This is a genomic window from Flagellimonas oceanensis (assembly GCF_003992595.1).
Classification (GTDB): domain Bacteria; phylum Bacteroidota; class Bacteroidia; order Flavobacteriales; family Flavobacteriaceae; genus Flagellimonas; species Flagellimonas oceanensis.
The window spans coordinates 47,990-70,849 of record NZ_RZNA01000024.1; the positions used below are offsets into that span (position 1 = coordinate 47,990).

The 22,860-nt window shown below is 42.3% G+C and carries 21 protein-coding genes and 1 pseudogene; 10 read left to right on the forward strand and 12 right to left on the reverse strand.

Features of this window, described 5'->3' with window-relative positions; translation table 11 throughout:
- Positions 1-2: 2 nt before the first annotated feature.
- The 3 genes from EO132_RS07165 to EO132_RS07175 form a co-directional block, all read right to left on the reverse strand.
- Positions 3-1,061, reverse strand: coding sequence for an NAD(P)/FAD-dependent oxidoreductase (locus tag EO132_RS07165; RefSeq protein WP_127137231.1), 1,059 nt, complete (start codon positions 1,059-1,061; stop codon positions 3-5).
- A 63-nt stretch (positions 1,062-1,124) separates the two neighbouring features.
- Entirely contained in the window at positions 1,125-1,361 is a 237-nt protein-coding gene (locus EO132_RS07170) for a NifU family protein (RefSeq protein ID WP_127137383.1), read from the reverse strand.
- A gap of 11 nt (positions 1,362-1,372) precedes the next feature.
- On the reverse strand, positions 1,373-2,512 hold the full coding sequence (locus EO132_RS07175; RefSeq protein WP_127137232.1) for an Mrp/NBP35 family ATP-binding protein: 1,140 nt from the start codon (positions 2,510-2,512) through the stop codon (positions 1,373-1,375).
- A 493-nt stretch (positions 2,513-3,005) separates the two neighbouring features.
- Between EO132_RS07175 and EO132_RS07180 the strand changes: the two genes are divergently transcribed.
- On the forward strand, positions 3,006-4,397 hold the full coding sequence (locus EO132_RS07180; RefSeq protein ID WP_235856399.1) for an amidase: 1,392 nt from the start codon (positions 3,006-3,008) through the stop codon (positions 4,395-4,397).
- Here the strand turns inward: EO132_RS07180 and EO132_RS07185 are convergent.
- The 3 genes from EO132_RS07185 to trmB are packed head-to-tail and all read right to left on the reverse strand — an operon-like array spanning position 4,391 to position 6,026.
- Positions 4,391-4,717 (reverse strand): MGMT family protein, encoded by a 327-nt coding sequence (locus EO132_RS07185; RefSeq protein WP_127137234.1) that lies wholly within the window; start codon positions 4,715-4,717, stop codon positions 4,391-4,393. The genes EO132_RS07180 and EO132_RS07185 overlap by 7 nt on opposite strands.
- 1 nt (position 4,718) lies before the next feature.
- Entirely contained in the window at positions 4,719-5,354 is a 636-nt protein-coding gene (locus EO132_RS07190; RefSeq protein WP_127137235.1) for a LysE family transporter, read from the reverse strand.
- A gap of 3 nt (positions 5,355-5,357) precedes the next feature.
- Positions 5,358-6,026, reverse strand: coding sequence for a tRNA (guanosine(46)-N7)-methyltransferase TrmB (trmB, locus tag EO132_RS07195; RefSeq protein WP_127137236.1), 669 nt, complete (start codon positions 6,024-6,026; stop codon positions 5,358-5,360).
- 721 nt (positions 6,027-6,747) lie between these two features.
- Here trmB and EO132_RS19700 point away from each other — a divergent pair.
- Positions 6,748-7,089: pseudogene (locus tag EO132_RS19700) on the forward strand (glycosyltransferase); the annotation flags it as partial.
- Between the two features lie 38 nt (positions 7,090-7,127).
- On the opposite strand, the gene EO132_RS07205 reads toward EO132_RS19700, so the two are convergent.
- Positions 7,128-8,231 carry a sensor histidine kinase gene (locus EO132_RS07205; RefSeq protein WP_235856400.1) on the reverse strand — a complete coding sequence of 368 codons (1,104 nt, stop codon included), beginning with the start codon at positions 8,229-8,231 and terminating at the stop codon, positions 7,128-7,130.
- A complete protein-coding gene (locus EO132_RS07210) occupies positions 8,231-8,917 on the reverse strand; it encodes a response regulator transcription factor (protein WP_127137238.1) in 687 nt (228 codons plus the stop codon). Before EO132_RS07210 ends, EO132_RS07205 begins: the two co-directional genes overlap by 1 nt.
- A gap of 178 nt (positions 8,918-9,095) precedes the next feature.
- Here EO132_RS07210 and EO132_RS07215 point away from each other — a divergent pair, with 178 nt between their 5' ends.
- The 7 genes from EO132_RS07215 (at position 9,096) to EO132_RS07245 (ending at position 17,874) form a co-directional block, all read left to right on the forward strand.
- On the forward strand, positions 9,096-11,945 hold the full coding sequence (locus EO132_RS07215) for a TonB-dependent receptor (protein ID WP_127137239.1): 2,850 nt from the start codon (positions 9,096-9,098) through the stop codon (positions 11,943-11,945).
- Positions 11,946-12,002: 57 nt separating this feature from the next.
- A complete protein-coding gene (locus EO132_RS19425) occupies positions 12,003-14,234 on the forward strand; it encodes a hypothetical protein (RefSeq protein ID WP_205780330.1) in 2,232 nt (743 codons plus the stop codon).
- 137 nt (positions 14,235-14,371) lie between these two features.
- Entirely contained in the window at positions 14,372-15,283 is a 912-nt protein-coding gene (locus EO132_RS19705; RefSeq protein ID WP_127137240.1) for a CARDB domain-containing protein, read from the forward strand.
- 53 nt (positions 15,284-15,336) lie between these two features.
- Positions 15,337-15,855: a hypothetical protein gene (locus EO132_RS07230; protein WP_127137241.1), complete on the forward strand. Its 519-nt coding sequence runs from the start codon at positions 15,337-15,339 to the stop codon at positions 15,853-15,855.
- A gap of 177 nt (positions 15,856-16,032) precedes the next feature.
- Positions 16,033-16,344 carry a T9SS type A sorting domain-containing protein gene (locus tag EO132_RS07235; protein ID WP_127137242.1) on the forward strand — a complete coding sequence of 104 codons (312 nt, stop codon included), beginning with the start codon at positions 16,033-16,035 and terminating at the stop codon, positions 16,342-16,344.
- Between the two features lie 147 nt (positions 16,345-16,491).
- Positions 16,492-16,815 (forward strand): T9SS type A sorting domain-containing protein, encoded by a 324-nt coding sequence (locus EO132_RS07240; protein ID WP_127137243.1) that lies wholly within the window; start codon positions 16,492-16,494, stop codon positions 16,813-16,815.
- A gap of 72 nt (positions 16,816-16,887) precedes the next feature.
- The gene (locus EO132_RS07245) at positions 16,888-17,874 is read left to right on the forward strand and encodes a LuxE/PaaK family acyltransferase (protein WP_127137244.1); all 987 of its coding nucleotides are present in this window, start codon (positions 16,888-16,890) and stop codon (positions 17,872-17,874) included.
- 1 nt (position 17,875) lies between these two features.
- On the opposite strand, the gene tyrS is transcribed toward EO132_RS07245, so the two are convergent.
- A complete protein-coding gene (gene tyrS, locus EO132_RS07250; protein WP_205780331.1) occupies positions 17,876-19,171 on the reverse strand; it encodes a tyrosine--tRNA ligase in 1,296 nt (431 codons plus the stop codon).
- A gap of 85 nt (positions 19,172-19,256) precedes the next feature.
- Here tyrS and EO132_RS07255 point away from each other — a divergent pair, with 85 nt between their 5' ends.
- Positions 19,257-20,261 (forward strand): NAD-dependent epimerase/dehydratase family protein, encoded by a 1,005-nt coding sequence (locus EO132_RS07255; RefSeq protein WP_127137246.1) that lies wholly within the window; start codon positions 19,257-19,259, stop codon positions 20,259-20,261.
- Here the strand turns inward: EO132_RS07255 and EO132_RS07260 are convergent.
- The 3 genes from EO132_RS07260 to EO132_RS07270 are packed head-to-tail and all read right to left on the reverse strand — an operon-like array spanning position 20,245 to position 22,757.
- Positions 20,245-20,688: a DUF4296 domain-containing protein gene (locus EO132_RS07260; RefSeq protein ID WP_127137247.1), complete on the reverse strand. Its 444-nt coding sequence runs from the start codon at positions 20,686-20,688 to the stop codon at positions 20,245-20,247. The genes EO132_RS07255 and EO132_RS07260 overlap by 17 nt on opposite strands.
- A gap of 3 nt (positions 20,689-20,691) precedes the next feature.
- Positions 20,692-22,026: a dihydroorotase gene (locus EO132_RS07265; RefSeq protein WP_127137248.1), complete on the reverse strand. Its 1,335-nt coding sequence runs from the start codon at positions 22,024-22,026 to the stop codon at positions 20,692-20,694.
- 2 nt (positions 22,027-22,028) lie between these two features.
- Positions 22,029-22,757: a polyprenol monophosphomannose synthase gene (locus EO132_RS07270; protein ID WP_127137249.1), complete on the reverse strand. Its 729-nt coding sequence runs from the start codon at positions 22,755-22,757 to the stop codon at positions 22,029-22,031.
- Positions 22,758-22,860 lie beyond the last annotated feature (103 nt).

Genomic DNA, 22,860 nt, shown 5'->3' on the forward strand with positions numbered 1-22,860 from the left:
TACTAGTCGATAGCTTTAACCACAGCCTTCGGCGCTTCTTTTTTACTTCCGTCAAAACCTGTTACTCCGCCTACAGTGGTATATTTCATCACATATTTTTTATCGGGGAATATCTTTTGATAAGCACTTTGGCACATCAAGGTGGCTTCATGGAACCCACAAAGAATCAACTTCAATTTCCCAGGGTACGTATTGACATCCCCAATGGCATAGATACCGGGAATGTTGGTCTGATAATCATAAGTATTGTCCACCTTAATGGCATTTTTCTCTATTTCGAGTCCCCAATTGGCGATTGGGCCCAATTTGGGCGACAATCCGAACAATGGGATAAAGTTATCGACTTCCACATCGGTTTCTTCGGAAGTGGAGGTGTTCTTGACGGTTACTTTCTCCAATTGGTCTTCGCCTTTCAAGGCAACCACCTCGGCAGGTGTTATCAAATTGATTTTGCCCTCATTCTTGAGTTGCTGTACTTTTTCCACAGAATCCAAAGCACCCCTAAATTCATTTCTGCGGTGTACCAAGGTTACTTCCTTGGCGACATCGGCCAAAAAGATGGACCAATCCAAAGCGGAATCGCCCCCACCGGCAATCAACACTTTTTTATCTCGGTAGATCTCCGGCTCCTTGATCATGTAGGCCACTCCATTGTCTTCGTACTTTGCCAAGTTTTCAAGCAAGGGTTTTCTAGGTTCAAAACTTCCCAAACCACCTGCAATGGCCACCACGGGAGCATGGTGCTTAGTCCCTTTATTCGTGGTAACGATGAACGCCCCATCATCCAATTTTTCGATGGTCTCGGCACGTTCACCCAAAGTAAAACCTGGCTGGAACGGTTTGATCTGCTCCATAAGGTTATCCACCAAATCGCCCGCCAATACTTCGGGGTATCCAGGGATATCGTAAATGGGCTTCTTTGGATATATTTCGGAGCATTGACCACCCGCTTGTGGCAATGCATCGATGAGATGACATTTGAGTTGTAAAAGGCCTGCTTCAAAAACAGCAAAGAGACCCGTAGGTCCCGCTCCAATTATCAAAATATCTGTTTTGATCATATACTTAGGGTTTTGGCACGCAACTTACTGCTTGCCCAAAAAAAGATTCATGATTAATATCAGTTAGGAAATATTGATTACCTCTTCGATTTGAGGTGCGTACTTCTTAATGGTCATTTCCACTCCGCTCTTCAAGGTCATCTGGTTTACACTGCATCCAATGCAGTTACCTTCCAAACGTACCTTTACCGTATTGTCCTCGATGGAAATCAACGTAATGTCCCCTCCGTCACTCTGCAAAAATGGACGTATCTCTTCCAACGCCTTTTCTACATTGGTCCTTGTTTCTTCTGATGTCATTGTTGCCATGCTCATTTCTTTTTAACAGCGGAACAGCCGGCCATTGTTGTAATTTTTATTGCTTCGGTCGGTGGAAGGTCGGTATTTCTCCTAACCAACTCCTGAACCACACTCTTTGTGAGCTCTTCGAAAGCCTCTTCGGTAGGGGTGGCTGTCTGTAAAGCAGCTGGCCTTCCTACGTCACCCGCTTCCCTGATGCTTTGCACCAGCGGAATTTGTCCTAAAAATGGTACTTCCAAATCTTCGGACAAGTTCTTTGCTCCGTTCTCACCAAAAATATAATACTTATTATCCGGTAGCTCCGCAGGTGTAAAATACGCCATATTCTCCACGATTCCCAATACGGGGACATTAATAGCCTCCTGTTGGAACATGGCCACTCCTTTTCTGGCATCGGCCAATGCGATTTCCTGAGGGGTACTTACCACCACCGCTCCTGTTACGGGCAGGGATTGCATAATGCTCAAATGGATATCGCCTGTTCCTGGTGGCAGGTCCAGTAAAAGGAAGTCCAATTCGCCCCAATACGCATCAAAAATCATTTGGTTCAATGCCTTTGCCGCCATGGGACCTCTCCAGATTACAGCTTGATTGGGTTGGGTAAAGAATCCTATGGAAAGTAGTTTCACCCCATAGTTTTCAATGGGTTTCATCTTAGCTTTGCCATCCACATTTATGGACAACGGCTTTTCCGTGGCCACATCGAACATGATCGGCATGGATGGACCGTAAATATCCGTGTCCAGCAACCCCACTTTAAAGCCCATTTTGGCCAAGGTCACCGCCAAGTTTGCGGTCACGGTAGATTTACCCACACCACCTTTACCGGACGCTACAGCTATGATATTTTGAATCCCGGGAATCGGGTTTCCCTTGATTTGGTTCACTTTGGGTTTTTCGGGAGCATCAACCTTTAGGTTGACCTTTATTTTGGCTTTTTCGTATACCTCTCTGTGAATACACTTCAATATTTCCACCTCGGTCTTCTTTTTAGCTTGAAGACTTGGGTTCTTGATGGTAACATCCACTTCAACCTCATCACCGAAAACCTGAACATTGGTCACTGCACCACTTTCCACCAAGTTCTGGCCTTCACCGGGTGCGGAAATTTTTTCCAATGCCTTAAGAATATCTGTTTTTTTCAACTTCATGAATCAAATTTTTTAAACCAATAGTTTGAACTGGTTCTAAACTACAAAGATACGGTGTTGGCGTTAGATTAAGAAGTTGTACTGTTGAATTTCAAAAAAATCACATTTTGGATTACGGAGAATGGAATAAACATCATTAACCAACACAAAACAGAGGCGTTTTTGTGCTACTTTTTTTGAAAAAATGTAGCTTAGAAGCTGTTACTTGAAATTATCAACCAACATGCTGTCAAAAACCAGAATCCCCCACTTTATTCTTTTAGTTATTTTTTTGACATGTCTTTCATGCTCCACAAACAAAAACTCATTTACAAAGCGAGATGTTATAAAGTCGGAAAAATTAATCGGCCTTCATTTTGCCAACAAAGACATTGATACACTCTATCCCTATTTAAAAAGAAACCGTAGTGGGTTCGATTCATTGCGTAAATATCCAATAGGAAATGATGTTTTCCCAGCTATCCGCTTTGACCCAACCCCGTTCGATTTTACCATGCCGGAGCAGCAAAATGGAACCGATTGGAAGATTCCAGATAATATAAAAATACCTGAACCATACGATCTATTGGCATTTTACACAATTCCTCAATTGGCCTCACTTGTAAAAAATCAGAAAATATCCTCTACGGAGCTAACAAAATTTTTCTTGGCCCGTCTTAAAAAATATCAACCTGCTCTGCAATGCAGCATAACCATAACAGATAGTTTGGCATTGGAACAGGCCAAGCGAGCCGATGAAGAGATCAAGAATGGGAAATACCGTGGTATTCTCCATGGCATTCCCTATGGCACCAAAGATTTAATGGCGGTTCCAGGGTATCCCACAACTTGGGGAGCCGCTCCTTACAAGGACCAGATAATCGATGAAACAGCCACCGTGGTTAAAAAGTTGGAGGATGCGGGAGCCATTTTAGTTGCTAAATTGGTGTCTGGGGCATTGGCCAGAGGCGACGTATGGTTTGGTGGAAAAACCAAAAATCCTTGGGACACTACACAAGGGGCCAGTGGCTCGTCGGCAGGGTCGGGTTCGGCAACATCTGCAGGGCTTGTGCCATTTGCTCTAGGAACGGAAACCTTGGGCTCGATTACTTCGCCAAGCACACGAAACGGGGTCACAGGTCTTAGACCTACGTATGGAAGGGTAAGCAGACATGGTGTGATGAGCTTAAGCTGGTCCATGGATAAAGTAGGTCCACTGGGACGAAATGCAGAGGACTGTGCCATTGTTTTTGAAGCCATCCAGGGAAAAGATAAAAATGATTTGAGCACAACTGACCTTCCATTTGGAGTGGACTGGAAAAAAGACATCAAAAACCTACGGGTAGCATATTTGAAAAAAGACATTGAAAAAGATACTACGGAAACCGGGGACAATCTGAGAAATGCCCTTAAATCCTTGAAGGAAATGGGTATTGAACCTGCCGCAGTGGAAATGCCCAAAGAAGTACCCTATCGTGGTTTCGATATTATTTTGAGAGCCGAAGCAGGAGCCTTTTTTGATGAACTCGTCCGTTCGGGAGATGTGGACTTGATGGTGGAGCAAAGTAGACGCTCTCGAGCCAACTCTTTAAGACAAAGTAGATTCATTCCTGCTGTGGAGTACATACAGGCCAATAGACAGCGACAGGTGCTCATCCAAAAAATGCACGATTTGATGAAGGACTTCGATGTTTTGATTTCACCCACCTTTGGTAACGACCAATTGATGGCCACGAATTTAACAGGCCATCCGGTAATTGCAGTTCCAACGGGATTGGATGATGAAAACCATCCAACGAGCATGACGTTTGTCGGTAATTTATATGATGAGGAGAGTATATTGTTATTGGCAAAAGCATTTCAGGACAACACCTCGTTTGATGAACTGCATCCTCCAGGTTATTGATCAAGCTCTATCGCAGGGTCCCAAAAGTATTTTTGAAAATCAACGATTTGATTGTCCTTGACGGAGATGCCTTCGTTCTCGAGGAGCTGTTGCATAATGTTGCTTCCATCAAAATGGTGCTTGCCCGTCAACACACCCACCCTATTGACCACACGATGTGCAGGGACGTCCTTCGCCAAGGAATTGTTCATGGCCCAACCCACCATCCGGGCGCTTCGGGCAGCTCCCAAATATTTGGCAATGGCTCCATAGGAGGTCACCCTGCCGTAAGGAATCTGTTTGGCCACTTCGTACACTTTATCAAAAAAGTTTTTCTCCATCTTAGCGGTACATGATTCGAATCAGTGTGATAATCAGCAACAACAGCATCAAAGCGCTCAAAATATAGTTGGAGTTCTTGGAAAAACGGTTGGTCTTGGTCTCCATTTTATCAAAATAAAATGTATAGAGGTATAGTACGGAAAATGTTCCTGCCCCGGCAGCTACCACAAAAGTAGTAATGTCCTTTGCCTCGAATTTAATCCACCCCGCTTCGTTCCACATCGCATTTAAACCACTATAATAGGGAATCGTCAACAAATTGAGTGCTGCCAATAAAACACCCTTAAAAAAACTGTTCTTTTTACTCAGGTTGACCTCTTTGATTGTTTGGGCCTGAGATTTGTTACGTTTTGCCAATACAAAAAAATAAACGGCAAAAAAGGCAAATACAGCCACGGCAATTTTGAATAAAATGTCTATTACCTCAGGGTTACGGTATAAAAATTTCGAAATGTAAACTGCAATATAGGCCTGCAGCATAATGGTGCTGGAAACCCCCAGACTGAAGATTACTCCGTTCAATTTTCCCTTTTCCACACTAACCTTGGCCGCGTTCATATTGAGCAACCCCGGTGGCACGGTAGCCATAAAGGCTGCCGAGAATGTAGCAAAAAAAAGAATGAGTACGTGGGTCATTGGTTAGTTGATCCTAAATTGGATGTAGGTAATTGGTTTTCCTTTTTCAAGATACTGATTTTCATAGAAAGTCTGAATTTTGAGCACTTCTGGAGGAGCTCCTTCATTTTTATACACATCGTGGTTGGCGTACAAAATTTCATGTCCCAGACCTTGCAAAAGCCCCAAAGTATAGCCGTGCATGTACTCGCTATCGGTCTTTAGATTGATCAATCCACCCGGCTTGAGAATTTTTTTGTATCGCTCCAAAAACACGGGATTCGTCATTCGGTGCTTGGTTCGTTTATACTTTATCTGTGGGTCGGGGAATGTAATCCAGATTTCACTGACCTCCCCTTCGCCAAAAAGATGGTCCACCAATTCAATTTGCGTACGCAAAAACGCTACGTTGTTCATTTTTTCCTCCAAAGCGGTTTTTGCACCCCTCCAAAACCTGGCTCCTTTAATATCGATTCCGATATGGTTTTTGTTTGGGTTTATTTGTGCAAGCCCAACCGTATATTCGCCCTTGCCACAACCCAGTTCCAATACTATGGGATTATCATTTCCAAAAAAAGAGGCCCAGTTCCCCTTATACTTGAATCCATCCAAGACTTCTTCCCGTGTGGGTTGGACCACATTGGCAAATGTTTCATTCTCCTTGAACCGTTTCAGCTTGTTCTTACTTCCCACTTTCGTATTGAATTGAGCAAAAAATTAATGATTTGGCAAAACTAAGGAAATCTAAAAGCAATTCGCATTTTGTTTTTTTGTTGTTATGAATTCTTCCAAACGTATTCTGGTTGCTCCCTTGAACTGGGGGCTGGGACATGCTACCAGATGCATCCCCATTATTCATGAATTAATAAAGCATGGGCACCAACCCTATTTGGCTTCAGACGGGGTTGCCCTTTCTTTATTGAAGAAGGAATTTCCAAATTTACCGGCATTTGAGCTTCCGTCCTACAAGATATCGTATGCAGAAAAGGCAAGGAATTTCAAAATAAAAATGATCTGGGACTCCCCAAAAGTGCTCAAAGCCATTGCCAAGGAAAAGAAAGCCGTAAAGCGTTTGGTGAAAGAGCACGGGTTGGACGGAATCATTTCTGATAATCGATTGGGCGCCTATTACAAAAAAGTGCCCTGCGTGTTCATTACCCATCAACTCAACGTACTTTCGGGCAATACAACTTGGATGAGTTCCAAAGCACATCAAAAAATCATAAAAAAGTTTGATGCCTGCTGGGTTCCAGATGTGGAAGAAAAACCGAATTTAACGGGGAAACTGGGGCATCTGAAAAAATCCAAATTGAACATTGCTTATTTGGGTCCTTTGAGTCGATTTGAGAAAAAAGAGGCTCCAATCATCAATGATTTGATGGTGTTGCTCTCTGGTCCTGAACCGCAACGGACCATGTTGGAGGAAAAACTATTGGCTGAACTCCAAGGGTTTGAAGGGAACATTCTTTTTGTAAAAGGCAAAATCGAAGATGAACAGGTCCAAGAAGAAATTCAGACATCAAAGGGAAAAATCCTGCATTACAATTTTATGAAGTCCAACCAATTGGAAAAGGCCTTGAACCAAAGTGAAAAAGTCCTTTGTAGATCGGGATACACCACGGTCATGGATTTGGCCAAGTTGGAAAAGAAAGCATTTTTCATCCCCACACCGGGTCAATACGAACAGGAATATTTGGCCAAACGGATGCAAAAACAAGGTTTGGTTCCCTATAGCACGCAGGAAGAATTCAAGCTCCAGGATTTATCCAAAATAAAGGATTTTGATGGGCTGGCTCAATTTGATTCAAGCGTTGATTTTTCCTCCTTGTTTGGAGTTTTCTCCGAAGCTGGTGCCGTGGAGGCCTTTTCCAGCGTGAAGGAAAATTCAGAACCTACATCGACCTCACTTTCCACGTAAATTTTTTCGCCGTGGGCCTCCACAATATGTTTCACAATGGATAGACCAAGACCTGAACCGCCTTCGTTTCGGCTGCCACTCTGGTCCACGCGGTAAAAACGCTCGAAAAGACGTGGAATGTGCTGTTTTGGAATTCCTCCACCGTTATCCGTTACCCGGACGATCACTTTGTTTTTGATAAGATTTTCCACACTTACCTCCGTGGTTCCTTTGGGCAAACCGTATTTTATGGAGTTTACCAGCAGATTACTTATGACCTGCTGTATTTTCTCCTTATCTCCATTTACATAAACCGGATTGGGATATTCCATATCAAAAGTGAGGGAAATCTCTTTTTTGGCAGCTTTCATTTCCAAAAGTTCAAAGGTGTTTTGGATAAGCTCAATGATATCAAAATCCTCCCGTTCCAACTTTAATTCGCCAGCTTCGAGTTTGGTGATCAAGTCGAGGTCTTTTACAATATAAATGAGGCGCTCCACCCCTTTATTGGCACGTTGGAGGTATTTTTTTCGAAGTTTTTTGTCCTTCATGGCACCATCCAGTAGGGTAAGGATGTAACCTTGCACTGTAAAGAGTGGGGTTTTTAATTCGTGTGATACGTTTCCCAGAAAATCCTTTCGGTATTCTTCCCGTATTTTGAGGGTATCGATTTCGATTTTCTTCCCTTCGGCAAATTTTTCAATCTCTTCAACCAAAGTTCTCATGTCCGTGGTCACGGGCTTGGAGGAAAAGGAGGAGGATTCCAAGAGGGACACATCATCATAAATCCTTTTGATTCGCCTATATATGAAGCGCTCTACCCGAATCTGGATAATGGCGAAGCAAATAGCGAAACATATCAAGGCAAAAAGTAGGGTATGTGGCCAGTCCATATGGTCCACATCCATGTGAAACCCTACAAATACGGCTGTGATCAAAATGGTAATAACCAAAGAAGACCGTAGCGCAAATTTGTATGATTTCTTTAGTTTAATGGCCATTAAAGCACAAACTTATACCCCACGCCCTTCACGGTTTTAAAGTGGTGGTCTCCTATTTTTTCACGTAATTTTCTTATGTGGACATCAATGGTTCTACCACCAACAACCACTTCATTGCCCCAAACTTTGTCCAGAATCACTTCACGTTTGAAAACCTTGTTGGGTTTGGAGGTCAATAGGGACAATAGTTCAAATTCCTTTCTGGGCAATACCATCTCCTCGCCATCGTTCACGATTTTATATTCCTCACGATTAATAACGATGTCCCCTACCTTGACAATATCCTCTACTTCTTTTTTGTCATCTTTCAACCTCCTCAATAGGGCTTTTACCTTACTGACCAATACTTTTGGTTTAATGGGTTTGGTAATGTAATCATCAGCTCCGGCATCGAATCCGGCTACTTGGGAATAATCTTCGCCACGGGCTGTTAAAAAAGTGATTATGGTGTTGTCCAATCCGGGAGTGTTTCGAATCACTTCACATGCTTCGATACCATCCATTTCCGGCATCATCACATCCATAATGATAAGATGTGGGCTCTTCTTTTTGGCTTTGGCGACTCCTTCCGCTCCATTTTTAGCTGTGAATACTTCGTAGCCTTCGGAGGAGAGGTTGTAGCTTATAATTTCCAGAATATCAGGTTCATCGTCTACCAATAGAATCTTAATGTCCTTGTTTTTCATGGGATGGTATTTCTGTGTTAATCGCCCAAATGTAAAGATAATACACTTACGGGATAAACGCTTAACATTCATTTAATCTAGTAACATTATTGTAACAGAACTGAAATAAACTCTTAACATACAACTAACACGGCTTTTACAACCCGTGGCGTTCTTTGCGCCAAATATATACCTGATAATGAAATATTTTTTAATGATTTTTGCCTTGGCGGCAACATCACTGGTCAGCGCCCAACAATCTACGGGTAGCATCGTCGGTAAACTTACCGACCAAGAATACAATAATGAACCGCTTGCATTTGCCAATGTACTTATTAAAGGGACTACTCTGGGAGCCACTTCTGACTTCGATGGTCTTTTTGAAATCGCCAATGTTGAGCCTGGAACTTACACGGTAACTTTCAGTTATTTAGGATATGAGACCGTTGAAATTCCAAATGTGACGGTCGAAGCTGGAAAAGTAACCAGTTTAAATGTGCCCATGAGCGCCTCTGAAGGGGTGGCCTTGGATGAAGTAGTGGTTACCACTGTAGCCAGAAAAGATTCGGAAGTGGCTTTACTTTTGGATCAGAAAAAAGCAATTACACTCGAGACTTCCATTGGTGCGCAAGAGCTGGCACGCAAGGGAGCAAGTGATGCTGCAACCGCAGTTACCAAAATAACCGGTATAGCCAAGGAAGAAGGTTCGGACAATGTTTATGTACGTGGTCTTGGAGATAGGTTTAATGTTACTACCCTAAATGGGCTTCCTTTACCATCAAACAACACCTCCAAAAAGAACATAGACCTAAGCCTTTTCGGTACTGGGATAATTGAGTCCATTGGGATTGACAAGACATACAATGCCCAAAATTATGGAGATTTTGGCGGGGCCAACATTAATATCGTTTCCCGAAATTATACAGGTTCTGGGTTTTTGGAGCTTGGAGTTGGTTCAGGAGCAAATACTGCTGCTCTTGGGGCTGATGAGTTCTATTTGTATGATGGGCCCAATTTTACGGGCTTTTACAACAAAGAGATTTCAAACGACCCTTTTAACAATGGTTTTGACACCAGCTGGGACCGTGAAACCAGAAGTACTCCAATAAACTCAAATATTTCCCTTAAAGGAGGTGACTCTTATAATATTGGTGAAAATTCAAGACTTAACTTTTTCGCAGTAGGTTCCTTCAGCAATGGGAATTCCTATAGAGAAGGTTTGAACCAAGGTGCCCCTAACCTTGGGACTGCATTGCCAAACTCCGAGTTTGATTATCAAAAATATAGCTACACGACCGCAACTACCTTGATGGGAAATGTTGGCTTGAGATTAGGTTCTGCCAATGATATAAAATACAACTTCCTAATGCTGAACAACTCTGAACAAAAACATGAAGAGTTCAACGGTATTCTGGATAGGGAAGATGATGCCCCAAATGGTGGTGGTTTCATCCAAAGAAACACATTTGAAAGAACAACCCTAATTGTAAACCAATTGTTGGGTAACCATGACATTAGCGACAGTTTTGAGGTAAACTGGGGCGTAGGGTACAATACTGTGGAAAACTTAATTCCAAACCGTCGCCAGAACATTCTTTTACCCTATACAAACAATGATCCTGAAGGACCTAAATCCTTCCGATTGGTATCCGCGGCTTCTGCTAACCACAGATTCTTTCAAGAATTGACCGAAGATGAAATAGCTGCCAACCTTTCGACAACATTCAAGTTTAAAAAGAATGAGGAAGATGGGTTTGATGGAAAGTTTACCATTGGGTACAACGGACGTTTCAAAAATGTGGATTTTGAAGCTACGCAGTTCAACTATCAGATATTGAATGTTGCCAACCAGCCCTTTGTAGACCCTTACAATATTGATGCATACTTTGATGAGTATGGACCGGATTCAGGTTTCTGGCAGATTAGAACTTTTAGGGGAACCGCATCCACTGAAGGATCTTTGGATCCTCAAACTTATGGCGGCGAACAACAAATCAATGCTGGATTTGTTACTTTGGAATACAAATTCACTCCAAAATTCACCCTTTTTGCTGGAGCAAGAGGAGAACAAATCAATCAAACCATTGAATGGAGCACTGTAATCCAAGGAGATGACAGCAATGAATTGGACACCTTCGAGTTCCTACCATCTTTAGCTCTTAAATACGAGTTGAACGATAAGCAAAACCTAAGGTTTGCAGCAAGTAAAACCTACACCTTGCCTCAATTTAAAGAAAGAGCTCCTTTCTTGTTCCAAGAGGAAATCAACCAAGATACACAAGGTAACCCTGCACTTGAAAACTCAACCAATTACAATGTTGATTTAAGATGGGAGTTGTTCCCTTCTTCAAGTGAGCTGATTTCTTTTGCAGTATTTGGAAAATATATCGAAAACCCTATCAACACTTTCTTGATTGTATCTGCGGCCAACAACTTGAGCTATGCCAATACCGGCGACAGTGCTACGGCATTTGGTGCGGAGATTGAAGCTCGAGTGGATGTATTTGAAAACGAAAGAGAAACAGCAGAAAGCATGTTGACAAACAGACTCTCTGTCGGAGGTAATGTTGCTTATTTGAATTCGAATCAAAAATTGGATTATCAAAAAGTATCCGAGGAAACTGATTTTGCGGCAGCATTTACCAATACCGAAGCTCCTTTGCAAGGTGCCTCTGATTTCATTTTTAATGCAGACGTAAGTTACTACACCGAATTCTCCGACACTAAAAACCTAAGGACCACCTTGGCAGGAAACTATTTTTCCGATCGTATTTATGCCTTGGGAAGTACTGGTAGAGGACACTTGGTAGACAGAGGTTTTGTAACGCTCGACTTTATCAGTGCTCTTGAGTTAGGAGAACACTTCGGAATCGGCATGAGCGTCAAAAACATATTGAATCCTCTAGTGGAGCGTGTCAATGAAAATGCAGAGGGTGATTTGGATATGGAAAACCCTGCTATACCTGGCTTTTTGGAAGGAGGTCCTGTAACAGCCCTTTCCTATAAAAAAGGGGTGGACTTTAGCTTGTCTTTGTCCTACAAATTTTAATACCAATTACACGATAAAAATTAAATGTCAAATCTGAATTTTTTAAATCTAAAACTTATGAAAAAATCACTTTTAAAATTTTTACTAAGCTTTGCTGCTATTGCGTTAATCGCGTCCTGTAGTGGAGATGACAACGGCCCTACGCCTCCCGACGAACCTACATGTAGCGATGGTATCCAAAACGGAGATGAAACCGGAGTGGATTGTGGCGGTTCTTGTGAGCCATGTGAAGCTGCAGCGGTTGAACTATCCGGAGAGGTTACTGAGGATACAGAATTGGACGCTACTGTTGATTACAGCCTTACAGGAAGCTACATTGTTAAAGAAGGTGCTTCTTTGACTATTCCTGCTGGAACCGTAATCAAGGCTTCTGGTGGTACTGCTGCATTTATCGGAGTTGAAAGAGGTGCTCAAATCTTCATCAATGGAGAGGCTGGCAATCCTGTTGTTATGACTTCTGATGCTGCAAGTCCAGCTCAAGGTGACTGGGGTGGATTGGTTATCGCTGGTGATGCTCCTACCAACAAAGGTGTGGATGTAACCACTGAAATAGGTGATCTTACCTATGGTGGTGACAACGCTGCAGATGACTCTGGATCCATTACTTATTTGAGGGTTGAGTACACTGGTGCAACTTTCTCCAACGACAAGGAGTTCAATGGAGTTTCTTTGTTCGGTGTTGGTTCTGAAACAACTTTCGAATACGTTCAATCCTACAACGGTGGTGATGACGGTATCGAATTCTTTGGTGGTACTGTGGATGGAAACTACTTGGTATCTATCGGAAGTGGAGATGATTCCATTGATTTTGCCGATGGTTGGACAGGAACTGGTAGCAACTGGTATATTGCCGGTGGTGCCAAGGCTGGTATCGAAGGTTCCAATAACGGTGATGACGGTGATGCTACTCCTGTGACAACAACAACTTTGAGCAACATTACAGTTGTTGGTCCTGTTACAGAAGGTGCACTATTCTTTAAAGAAGGTGGTGGTAACTTTACAATTGACAACTTTTACGCATCTGACATCGACCTAGGTGTTAATGTTACGGATGGCGATGCTCCTGCCGCTGCACGTATTGAAAATGGCGACCTAACCATTAGCAATATTCAGTTTGCTGATGCTGCAGACGGTTTTGCTGCAACCAACTATGCTGGAGCCAACCAATCTTTCTACACAGAAGGAGTTGCTACAGGTGCTGGCAACGGTGCTGCTTCCCCTGATTGGGCTGCTGGTTGGACCATCGGATTGGAAAACAGTGCTTCAACAACCGAGAACTTGGCTGGTGAAATCACAGGTGATGTAGAGTTGGATGCCTCTATCGAATACTTCCTTACTAGTGGATTTATTGTAAAAGAAGGAGGTTCTTTGACTATTCCTGCTGGAACCGTGATTAAAGCTTCTGGTGGTACTGCTGCATTTATCGGAGTTGAAAGAGGTGCTCAAATCTTCATCAATGGAGAGGCTGGCAACCCTGTTGTGATGACTTCTTCCAGTGAAACTCCTGCTCAAGGTGACTGGGGTGGATTGGTTATCGCTGGTGATGCTCCTACCAACAAAGGTGTGGACGTAACTACAGAGGTAGGTGACCTTACTTACGGTGGTGAAAATTCTGATGATGATTCAGGTTCCATCACTTACTTGAGAGTTGAGTACACTGGTGCAACTTTCTCCAACGACAAAGAGTTCAACGGAGTTTCTTTGTTCGGCGTGGGTGCTGGAACAACTTTCGAATACGTTCAATCCTACAATGGTGGTGATGATGGTATCGAGTTCTTCGGTGGTACTGTGGATGGAAACTACTTGGTATCCATCGGAAGTGGAGATGATTCCATTGATTTTGCCGATGGTTGGACAGGAACTGGTAGCTACTGGTATATTGCCGGTGGTGCCAAAGCTGGTATCGAAGGTTCCAACAATGGTGACAATGGAGAAGCTACTCCAATGACAACTACAACTTTGAGCAATATCACAGTAGTAGGACCAGTTACTGAAGGTGCACTTTTCTTTAAAGAAGGTGGTGGTGTGTTTACAATCACTAACTTCTATACAAGTGGAGTTGACCTAGGTGTTAAAGTTACAGGTACCGATACTGCTGCTGAAGCACGTATTGAAGGTGGTGATTTGTCTATAAACCCAATTCAATTCGATGCAACTGCAATGGGCTTCTTGGCAACTGACTATGCTGGTATCACTCAAGATTTTTATACTGAAGGTGACAACACAGGTGCTGGTAACGGTGCCGCTCAACCTGACTGGGCCGCTGATTGGACAGTTGGAATTGAATAAGAATTAAATACAAACCAAATTTGGTTAAAAGCCTCCGTTAATCCGGGGGCTTTTTTATTTACATACACTTATTATTGGTTTAATATCAATGTAGTCCTTTTCGTATATTTTTATAATGAATTTAAAACATAGCCATTATGAAAAAAATCACGCTTTTGGCATTTTTAGCAGTATCATTTTCTTTTTCACAGACAATCGATTTTAAAAATTTTAAAGTCAACGAACCCTCAGGTCAAAACTTTTCCACTGGAACTAAATTTGATTTTGAATTTGAAATCAAAAGAGACTACACCTATTCAACACATGGATATCATGAAATCAGATTATCTGTTTACAAAGGCAACAATACATTGACCAGTAATAGAGTTTCATACAGTCGTTGGAATCGTGAAGATGACTATGATATTTATTACAGTAGCTATACCTTAAAAACTTGGTATAACTATTCCACACAAGGGTATTCAACAAACCCAGGTCAAACATTCACACTAAAGGTGGAATATGCGGGACTCACTGAAACCTATACCTACACATACCCTAACCCAGATACTGACGGAGATGGCATACCTGACAGCGAGGACGATTGCCCCAACGAGTCTGGTCCAGCTTCCAATGATGGATGTCCAGGAGAACCAGATCTGTCCATCAATTTAAATGGCTCCGTAATTAATAGCGATTGCTTTGGCTGTGATAATTATTTTAGCCAAATTGGAACAGACAGACACTACTTAAATAATCCCAGTGGAATGGCAAATATTGATGTATTAGTCCAAAACCTTGGCAATGCCTCTTCTACTTCCACTACAGTTGGGTATTATATTTCTGCAAATAACACTTTTGAAAGTAATTCAGATACGCGAATAAAAACATCCAACATTGGATCACTCGGTACAAACAGTGGAGATTATTCCTCTGTCACACTTTTTACATACGATTTTAACAGTGTCAGTGGTAATTTTTGGTTGCTGATTCGAGTTGACGATGATGATGACAACGACGAATCCAATGAAAATAATAATGTATTCGCTCTACGTTTTGCAATCAACTAAAAAGACTCAACAAATATAATATAACTCTGTCATAAGAAAACAAAACCCATAACATGAAAACAAAATCCTTCATATCAAATATATTCTCAATAAGCTTAATCATATTGTTTATATCATGCTCAAACGATGAGAGTTCCTTTAATGGGAACCCAGAAACACAACAAAGCATGGTAAAGGCTGATGCAGCCCTAATCGCTCTTGGCGAAAATACCCTTAGAGATAGTTTAAGCTTGGACTTGGTAATTCCAGAAAATGACTATGGTTTATCCAATACTGAGCCATTATTACTATTCCCGTTCTATAAATCCGCTGAAGCGGAATCTAAAACTTGGCTTCGTGTTCCAAATGTGCAGATTGAAAAAAATCTAAAGACTTATTATTCCAGAAGCAATGGTTTGACCCTTGTTCTCCATGCTGAAAAATTTGATAGCTCTATGCCCTACGGAAATAATTTGAAATTCAAGGAACTCAATATCATTGCGGTAAGACCGTCCAAAATATATGGGTTAACACGTAATGAGCTAGATGTAAGGGATTATAACCAAATGATAGACTATTTAGATTTAAAATAATAAAAACCGAGCGTTTGAATATTAAAATGGCGGGTAAGCATATCCGCCATTTTTATTTTATGGTTTCTTGTAATAGGTTGCATTTCATCGAAAAGTAACCCCCTAATCGTCAAATGGTTCAACAATCGCATCACTATTTTTATATATTTGTGGCATACCGTTTGCAACCATTAACGTATGAAGCACTTTTACCTAGTCATTTTTTTATTTGTCTGTTCACTCGGGTTTTCTCAGGAAAGCACCAGTTCCAGTGCGGATATTGACGGGTTTAAGCTCTACCCTAACCCAGTTACCCAAGGTAAGGTCTACATCGAGACTGCGGAAAACTCCCCAAAAAAAATCCTTGTTTTTGATGTATTGGGCACACAAGTGCTCCAAACCACCATTATTGGAAAGGAACTCAACCTCTCTGAACTTACCAAAGGAGTCTACATTCTTCGCGTTTTCGAAAAAAACAAGGTTGCCACTAGAAAGCTCATTGTGAAGTAGTTCACTTCATTTTCAACTGTTTTTCATACACCTAAACCACAGCATTCAACGCTTTACAACCCGTTTTAGTGCTTTCACAACATAAAATGGTCAACTTTCCCCTGTTTATCTACTTTTATATTGCACATATACCCCAAATCAGCTTGTATGAAGAAAATCTACTTTGTTCTACTTATGGCTTTACCATTACTTTCTTTCGGTCAAGACCTAGTGACGGTTAACAATGAGCCGGCACAAGAGCTCAAGGGTTTCAAAATGTACCCCAATCCCGCTTATGGGAGTGAAATTTATATTACCACGGAAACCAATGGAACCAAGGACATTAAGGTATACGATGTTTTTGGCGAAGCTGTACTGACCCAAAGAATCACCACCAACACCTTGGACATATCCCGATTGGTTCCAGGCGTTTATGTGCTTCAAGTAACCGAACGTAAAAAAACAATGACACGAAAACTCGTCGTCAAGTAAAATAAATAACCCCATATTTTTAAAGCCCTTTTCACGAAGGGCTTTTTTATTTTTGGGTACTTTTGGGGTTGAATGAAGCAGATTGATACCCATCGGATTTTCAACATCGCCAATGCTGATGAATTTGATACATCGGCACTGGATGTTTTCAGGTTTCAGTATGAAGGCAATAAGGTTTACCGAGATTTTTGTGATCACTTGAAAAAATCTCCTGAAAATGTTTCGCACCATCTGGAAATCCCCTTTTTGCCCATATCATTTTTTAAAACACACCAAGTGGTTTCAAGCCAACAAGAGCCACAAACCATTTTTACCAGTAGCGGAACCACCCAAAGCACCACGAGCAAACATTTGGTGCCCGACATCCAACTGTACGAAGAAAGTTTCCTTAAAGCATTTGAACTATTCTACGGTAAACCAGAGGAATTCTGTGTGCTGGCGCTATTACCATCTTATTTGGAGCGAGAGGGCTCATCGTTGATCTACATGGTCAACAGTCTTATTGAAAGGTCCCAACATCCCAATAGCGGGTTTTATCTTGACAATCTGGAAGAACTCCATCAAAAATTGCAGGAATTGGAGCAAAAAAACACCCAAACCTTGCTCATCGGGGTATCCTTTGCACTTTTGGACTTGGCCGAACAATTTCCCCTATCCTTAAAAAACACCATTGTAATGGAAACTGGTGGCATGAAAGGGCGTCGCAAAGAGCTTATCCGTGAAGAACTGCACTACATCTTGAAAAAGGGATTGGGTGTTGAGAAAATCCATTCTGAATATGGTATGACGGAACTGTTGTCCCAAGGATATTCCAAAGGAAACGGTATATTTCAAACCCCGCCTTGGATGAAAATCATAACACGTGACACCGAAGACCCCTTGACCATTCAGCCCAATGGAAAAACGGGAGGCATCAACGTAATCGATCTGGCCAACCTGTATTCCTGCTCGTTCATAGCCACACAAGATTTAGGGAAAACCCATCCAAACGGAACTTTTGAGGTGTTGGGCCGTTTTGATGACTCCGATATCAGAGGCTGTAATTTGATGGCGCTGTAAACTACTCCACTACGAGTACAAAATAGTTCTTTTTGCCTCGTTGAAGCAGCACAAATTTATCATTGATCAAGTCTGAAGCAGTTATCAAGTAATCCTCTTTCACTTTTTCCTTGTTCACGGAAATGGAGTTTTGCTTCAATTCCCTTCTGGCTTCCCCATTGGAACCTAAAAACTCCGTTTTGGCCGCCAATGCCCCGATCATATCCAAACCAGGCTCAAGTTCTTCTTTGCCCACCGTTGCTTGGGGAACCCCGTCAAAAACATCCAAAAATGTCTTTTCGTCAAGTTGTTTTAAATCATCCGAAGTGGATTTCCCAAAAAGGATGTTACTAGCTTTAATGGCATTGTCCAAATCCTCTTGGGAATGCACCATCACGGTAACTTCTTCCGCCAATCTCTTTTGCAATGCCCTCATGTGAGGTGCTTCTTTATGTTCAGCTACCAGACCCTCAATCTCCTGCTGGGTCAAAAACGTGAAAATTTTGATGTATTTTTCGGCATCCTCATCAGAAGTGTTCAACCAATATTGGTAAAATTTATAAGGAGAGGTTCGTTCAGCATCCAACCAAACGTTTCCACCTTCGGTTTTTCCAAACTTGGTTCCATCTGCTTTGGTAATCAATGGACAAGTAAGGGCAAAGCCTTTCCCCCCGCCGATTCTTCGGATAAGTTCCGTGCCCGTTGTAATGTTTCCCCACTGGTCGCTACCGCCCATTTGCAACGTACAATCATGGTTTTGGTAGAGGTACAGAAAATCATACCCCTGAACCAACTGATAGGTAAACTCGGTAAAAGACATTCCTTCCTTGGCGTCCGAAGAAAGACGTTTTTTCACGGAATCCTTCGCCATCATATAGTTGACGGTAATGTGCTTCCCAACATCACGGATAAACTCCAAGAACGAAAAGTTCTTCATCCAATCGTAATTATTGACAAGTACCGCAGCATTGTCCTCCCCACTTTCAAAATCCAAAAAACGACTCAATTGCCCTTTTAGGGCATCCTCATTGTGTCGAAGTGTTTTTTCATCCAACAAATTTCGCTCCGCGGATTTGCCCGATGGATCACCGATCATACCCGTTGCACCTCCTACCAAAGCATAGGGCTTGTGGCCAGCCAACTGAAAGTGTTTGAGCATCATAACGCCTACCAAATGGCCAATATGAAGAGAGTCCGCCGTAGGATCGATCCCAACATAAGCGGCTCGCATTTCCTCCATAAGGTGTTCCTCGGCTCCTGGCATCACATCGTGCACCATTCCCCTCCATTGCAGTTCTTGAACAAAATTCTTCGTCATGATCAGTTTTTTGGAATAGCTGCAAATATAAAATGAAGTTGGCATTTCCCTCAATTTTTCCACCACAAATAGGTACTTTTACCTTATGATTTTGGTTACAGGAGGCACTGGACTGATCGGTTCCCATTTACTTTTCCATTTGATCAACAATGGAAAGACCGTCAGAAGCAATTACAGGACCGAAGCGTCCATGGAAAAAGTCCACAAGGTTTTTGGGTATTACACAGACAATCCATCCGTTTTGATGGATAAAATTGATTGGGTAAAAGCCGATATTACCGATGTGGGTGGATTGGATTCCCTTTTTGAAGGTATTGAACTCGTTTACCATTGTGCGGCACTGATTTCATTTGACCCAAAAGATTACAAAACCTTGGAACGCACCAATGTGGAAGGCACGGCCAATATCGTGAACCTATCCCTTAAGCACGGCATAAAAAAACTGTGTTATGTAAGTTCCATTGCGGCCGTTGGTCCCAGCATCAAACAACAAGAAGTGACCGAGGAAAATGAATGGAACGAAGCTAAGGCCAATGTCTATGGAATCGCAAAATATAATGCAGAACTTGAGGTTTGGCGCGGTTCGCAGGAAGGACTGCCCATTGTAATTGTCAACCCTGGTGTGGTCATCGGGCCGGGTTTTTGGAAATCGGGCAGTGGTACCTTTTTCACGTATGCTTCCAAGGAAAAAACATATTTTATTCCAGGGGGCACCGGGTTTGTTACCATCAACGATGTGATTCTTGCTATGACCCAACTGATGGATTCCAGTATCCAAACCGAGCGTTTTATTTTGGTCAACCAAAATATGACCTACGAAGAATTGTTCCAAAAAATTGCTCCAAAACTGGGCGTAAATCCCCCAACCAAAGAGGTATCAAAATTTATGCTTGAGTGCTTTTGGCGTTGGGATTGGGTACGTAGTAATCTGTTTGGCAAAAGAAGGAAATTGTCCAAAGCTGTTGCAAAGGGGCTATATGATCAAACCACATATAGCAGCGAGAAAATAAAATCCGAGCTTGACTTCACATTCGAGGATTTGGACAAAAGCATTGAATTCTGCTGCGACAAATTTATTCAACAGACTTAACATTAATTGAGTCCCTTTTCTCCTTTACTTCCCTGAGGGAATCTTGACGCCTAAGATTTGCTGCGCGAATACTGTCATTTCTGCGTTCACCCCTGGCCTCCATGGTGTCTTTTTTAACCTGTATCCTAGCTTCAACATCTTCATAAATGGATTGGTATTCCAATGGAAGTGAAGCGTAGTACAAATCGCTTTCAGAAAATTGGGTGCTATCTATATCGTATTTTTCATAAAGGAACTCCATGACATCGATGCCTGAATCATTAAACTTGCTCACCGCACCCGATTTGGATGCATTCAAAATGGCAAGATCATATAGAATCTCGGTCATTTTCTCTTTAGCGATCAAGTTTTCAGGTTCCTCTACCACCTTTTCAGCACAGGCCACAAAAAGCATCAAAACCAATACAATTGTTACGATATATTTCATCTCCTAACGGTTAAATGTAAGCCTCTTCGCATTCTTTTCAGCACTGAACGAGCCATTTTCATAGGCCAACAATCCATTTACAAAAGTTCGTTTTACTTCGGAATCAAAAGTAACACCTTCAAAAGGAGACCATTCACATTTATAGAAAAGATTATCTTTTTTAACCTCATTTTTGGAATTGCGGTTGACTTGGACCAAGTCCCCATAATATCCTTCACGAATAAATCCACGACGATCGATATCAAATAATTCTGCAGGGTTGTGGCACATTTTCTCGACCATTTTCTCCAAACTGATGACACCTTCTTTCTCCTTTTGCAACATGGCCAACAAAGCATGCTGCACCAATGGACCGCCCGAAGGGGCTTTGGTGTATGGATTGTCCTTTTCTTCGATGGTATGTGGAGCATGGTCAGTGGCCACTACATCAATGCGGTCATCCAGAAGGGCTTCCCAGAGTCTTTCCCTGTCGTTCTTTGTCTTAACGGCGGGATTCCATTTGATATGTGTTCCTTTTTGAGCATAATCCTCATCTGAGAACCACAAATGATGGATACAGACCTCTGCAGTGATTTTCTTTTCTTCCAACGGAATCTGATTCGTGAACAAATCGGTTTCAATTCCCGTGGACACATGGAACACATGCAGTCTTGCCCCGGTTTTCTTGGCAAGGGCAATTGCTTTTGATGAAGACAGATAGCAGGCCTCTGCACTTCGGATGATGGGGTGCATCGCTATTGGAATATCATCTCCGTACATCTCTTTGTACTTCGCCAAATTGGCCCTTATGGTGCCCTCGTCCTCGCAATGGGCAGAAATGACCATCTCGGTATTACTGAATATTTTTTCCAACACCTCTTCATCATCCACCAACATATTTCCCGTGGATGAGCCCAAGAATAATTTTACGCCCGAACATGCATTCTTGTCCAATCGCTTCAATTCTTCCAAATTATCATTGGTGCCTCCGAAAAGAAAAGAGTAGTTTGCTGAAGAATCCTTGGCGGCAATGGCGAATTTTTCCTCCAATTTTTCAATGGTGGTAGTCTGTGGATTGGTGTTGGGCTGCTCCATGAATGTGGTTATGCCACCAGCGATCGCCGCTCTACTTTCCGTTGCAATGGTGCCTTTGTGGGTCAATCCCGGCTCCCTGAAGTGCACTTGATCGTCAATGACGCCCGGCAACAACAAATCTCCTTCCAAATCAATGACCGTGGCATTGGCATCGGATATATCAGTATCGATTCGGGCAATGAAATCCCCTTCCAGCAACACATCGGATTCAAAAATGCTGCCCTCATTGACTATTTTGGCATTCTTCAACAGAATCTTTGACATAACTAAAAGCTCTTTTTAAAAAATATACTCCTAAACTTCATGGCTATCACTCCAAAAATGGCCTCCCTGATGATGGCGGAATTCATTTTTGACTTTCCATTTACCCTATCTGTAAAAATAATCGAGACTTCCTCGATTTTGAACTTTTTGAGATAGGCCCTGTATTTCATTTCAATCTGGAAGGCATACCCAATAAAACGTACCCTGTCCAGATTGATGGTTTCCAACACTTTCCTTTTGTAGCAAACAAATCCAGCGGTCGGGTCGTGTACTTTCATGCCCGTAATCAATTTCACATAGAACGATGCCCCATAGGAAAGTAAAATCCTGGCCAAAGGCCAGTTGACCACATTCACACCTTTTTTGTAACGAGAGCCCACGGCCACATCAGCTCCATTGAGGCACGCCCGGTGCAATCGGGACAGGTCGGCGGGGCGGTGCGAAAAATCAGCGTCCATCTCAAAAATGTATTCATACCCGTTTTTCAGTGCCCACTTAAACCCGTGGATATACGCAGTTCCCAAGCCAGATTTTTCCTTTCGGACTTCCAAGAAAAGGCGTTCTGGAAATTCTTTTTGTAAGGTTCGCACACAATCCGCGGTACCATCGGGAGAGTTATCATCTACCACAAGTACATGAAAGTCTTTCTTGAGATCGAAAACCGTTTTAACGATTGCCTCAATGTTCTCGATTTCATTGAATGTGGGTATAATGACCAAGCCGTCTGCCATTCGCACTAGATTAGAATGTCAAAAATACGGTTTTCTATCTTGCTTGTGCAAGTTGATCATGGCAAGCTACACCCGTACTTGCCCAATATTTGTAACTTTGCCC

Coding starts and splice junctions, on each gene's coding strand:
- EO132_RS07165 (WP_127137231.1), bottom strand. CDS start 1,061: ATGATCAAAACAGATATTTTGATAATTGGAGCGGGACCTACGGGTCTC.
- EO132_RS07170 (WP_127137383.1), bottom strand. CDS start 1,361: ATGACATCAGAAGAAACAAGGACCAATGTAGAAAAGGCGTTGGAAGAG.
- EO132_RS07175 (WP_127137232.1), bottom strand. CDS start 2,512: ATGAAGTTGAAAAAAACAGATATTCTTAAGGCATTGGAAAAAATTTCC.
- EO132_RS07180 (WP_235856399.1), top strand. CDS start 3,006: ATGCCGGAGCAGCAAAATGGAACCGATTGGAAGATTCCAGATAATATA.
- EO132_RS07185 (WP_127137234.1), bottom strand. CDS start 4,717: ATGGAGAAAAACTTTTTTGATAAAGTGTACGAAGTGGCCAAACAGATT.
- EO132_RS07190 (WP_127137235.1), bottom strand. CDS start 5,354: ATGACCCACGTACTCATTCTTTTTTTTGCTACATTCTCGGCAGCCTTT.
- EO132_RS07205 (WP_235856400.1), bottom strand. CDS start 8,231: ATGGCCATTAAACTAAAGAAATCATACAAATTTGCGCTACGGTCTTCT.
- EO132_RS07210 (WP_127137238.1), bottom strand. CDS start 8,917: ATGAAAAACAAGGACATTAAGATTCTATTGGTAGACGATGAACCTGAT.
- EO132_RS07215 (WP_127137239.1), top strand. CDS start 9,096: ATGAAATATTTTTTAATGATTTTTGCCTTGGCGGCAACATCACTGGTC.
- EO132_RS19425 (WP_205780330.1), top strand. CDS start 12,003: ATGAAAAAATCACTTTTAAAATTTTTACTAAGCTTTGCTGCTATTGCG.
- EO132_RS19705 (WP_127137240.1), top strand. CDS start 14,372: ATGAAAAAAATCACGCTTTTGGCATTTTTAGCAGTATCATTTTCTTTT.
- EO132_RS07230 (WP_127137241.1), top strand. CDS start 15,337: ATGAAAACAAAATCCTTCATATCAAATATATTCTCAATAAGCTTAATC.
- EO132_RS07235 (WP_127137242.1), top strand. CDS start 16,033: ATGAAGCACTTTTACCTAGTCATTTTTTTATTTGTCTGTTCACTCGGG.
- EO132_RS07240 (WP_127137243.1), top strand. CDS start 16,492: ATGAAGAAAATCTACTTTGTTCTACTTATGGCTTTACCATTACTTTCT.
- EO132_RS07245 (WP_127137244.1), top strand. CDS start 16,888: ATGAAGCAGATTGATACCCATCGGATTTTCAACATCGCCAATGCTGAT.
- tyrS (WP_205780331.1), bottom strand. CDS start 19,171: ATGACGAAGAATTTTGTTCAAGAACTGCAATGGAGGGGAATGGTGCAC.
- EO132_RS07255 (WP_127137246.1), top strand. CDS start 19,257: ATGATTTTGGTTACAGGAGGCACTGGACTGATCGGTTCCCATTTACTT.
- EO132_RS07260 (WP_127137247.1), bottom strand. CDS start 20,688: ATGAAATATATCGTAACAATTGTATTGGTTTTGATGCTTTTTGTGGCC.
- EO132_RS07265 (WP_127137248.1), bottom strand. CDS start 22,026: ATGTCAAAGATTCTGTTGAAGAATGCCAAAATAGTCAATGAGGGCAGC.
- EO132_RS07270 (WP_127137249.1), bottom strand. CDS start 22,757: ATGGCAGACGGCTTGGTCATTATACCCACATTCAATGAAATCGAGAAC.